The 1795-nt window shown below is 43.8% G+C and carries 2 protein-coding genes; one reads left to right on the top strand and one right to left on the bottom strand.

What is annotated here, in order from left to right:
- Nucleotides 1-822: phosphate acetyltransferase (gene pta / locus ACWHAR_RS20460; protein WP_452087657.1), on the bottom strand; the 822-nt coding region annotated here is incomplete at its 3' end.
- Between the two features lie 275 nt (nucleotides 823-1097).
- Between pta and hemQ the strand changes: the two genes are divergently transcribed.
- Nucleotides 1098-1795 (top strand): hydrogen peroxide-dependent heme synthase (gene hemQ / locus ACWHAR_RS20455; RefSeq protein WP_452087656.1); only part of this gene is annotated, 698 nt, incomplete at its 3' end.

The following is a 1795-nucleotide window of genomic DNA, read 5'->3' as shown; positions in this document are numbered from 1 at the left end:
GATGTTTCCTGCTTCAAGGCTTGGGAATACGAATACGTTAGCGTCCCCTTTGATCTCGGAATCCGGCGCTTTTTTCTCAGCTACAGATGGAACAAATGCAGCATCAAATTGGAATTCGCCGTCAAGTGTCAGTTCAGGCGCTTTTTCTTTCGCGATTTTCACTGCATCCGCTACTTTTTCTGTTTCATCAGATTTTGCTGAGCCTTTTGTAGAGAAGCTGAGCATTGCCACGCGAGGCTCAATGTCAAACATTTTTGCCGTATTGGCACTTTCGATCGCAATCTCGGCAAGATCTTGGCTGTCAGGCGCAATGTTGATCGCGCAATCTGCGAATACGTATTGCTCTTCTCCGCGAGCCATGATGAACACGCCTGAAGTCTTTTTCACGCCTTCTTTTGTTTTGATGATTTGAAGAGCCGGGCGGACAGTGTCAGCTGTCGAGTGAGCAGCTCCGCTTACGAGTCCGTCTGCAAGGCCTTTATACACCAGCATTGTACCGAAGTAGTTCTCGTCTAATAACGCTTTGCGAGCCTGTTCTTCTGTCGCTTTGCCTTTGCGGCGTTCTACGAATGCTTGTACAAGGTCTTCCATGTCTTCATATGTATGAGGATCATAAATCTTAACGCCGTCCAGCGTAAGGTTCAATTCTTTTGCTTTTGCTTGGATCTCATTTTCATTGCCGATCACAATCGGATTCAGCACTTTGTTTCCCGCAAGCTTGCTGACCGCTTCTAAAATACGCTCGTCTAAGCCTTCAGGAAATACAATTTTAACGTCTTTTCCAGCTACTTTTTCTTGCACTGTTGAAAATAAATCTGCCACAATAAAACCTCCTCAAAAAGTTACAAAAACGCTTTCTTTTACTAGCATACTCTTCTTCCAATCAAATTCAAACAGCCAACTTTCATTATAGCGCTTTCATAAAAAAATCTTATTTTTCTAACTAATTTAAGTGACTCAATCTTCCCTTATAGGTTCTTCTATTTTGATGGAGTTATACGGAAGGGATGTTCAAGGTTTCTCCACAGTAGAATCGGATAAACTATGGTATAGTGAAAGTGAAGGCAATCATGAAAAGATAATGGGAGTGAAGATAAATGAGTGAACAGCAAATGACGAATGAAGCGGCAAAAACGCTTGACGGCTGGTATGCGCTTCATGATTTCCGCACAATGGATTGGACTTCCTGGAAGCTTCTCTCCAGTGATGAGCGCCAATCTATCATACATGAATTCACCGGGTTGCTTGAAAAATGGGGCGCAGCCCAAAAAGAAGGAAAAGGATCGCAAACTCTTTACAGCATCGTCGGCCAAAAAGCTGATTTTATGCTGATGATCCTTCGTCCTACAATGGAAGAATTAAATCAAATCGAGCTTGAATTCAACAAATCAAGACTTGCTGAGTTCACCATTCCGGCATACTCCTACGTATCAGTGGTAGAGCTGAGCAACTACTTGGCAAGCGGTGACGGCGATCCTTATGAAAATCCGCATGTGCGCGCTCGCCTTTACCCTGAACTGCCGGAATCAAAATATGTATGCTTCTATCCAATGGATAAAAGAAGATCCGGCAATGACAACTGGTATATGCTTTCAATGGAAGAACGCAGAAACTTGATGAGAAGCCACGGTTTAATCGGCCGCAGCTATGCGGGCAAAGTCAAACAGATCATCACCGGCTCTGTCGGCTTTGACGATTACGAGTGGGGCGTTACATTATTCAGCGATGATGTCCTTCAATTCAAGAAGTTAGTGTATGAAATGCGTTTTGACGAAGTCAGCGCTCGCTATGGCGA

The organism is Bacillus sp. LR--39 (genome assembly GCF_053613335.1).
The sequence above is the reverse complement of the archived record's forward strand: the minus strand, read 5'-3'. Positions and strand labels throughout refer to the sequence as shown.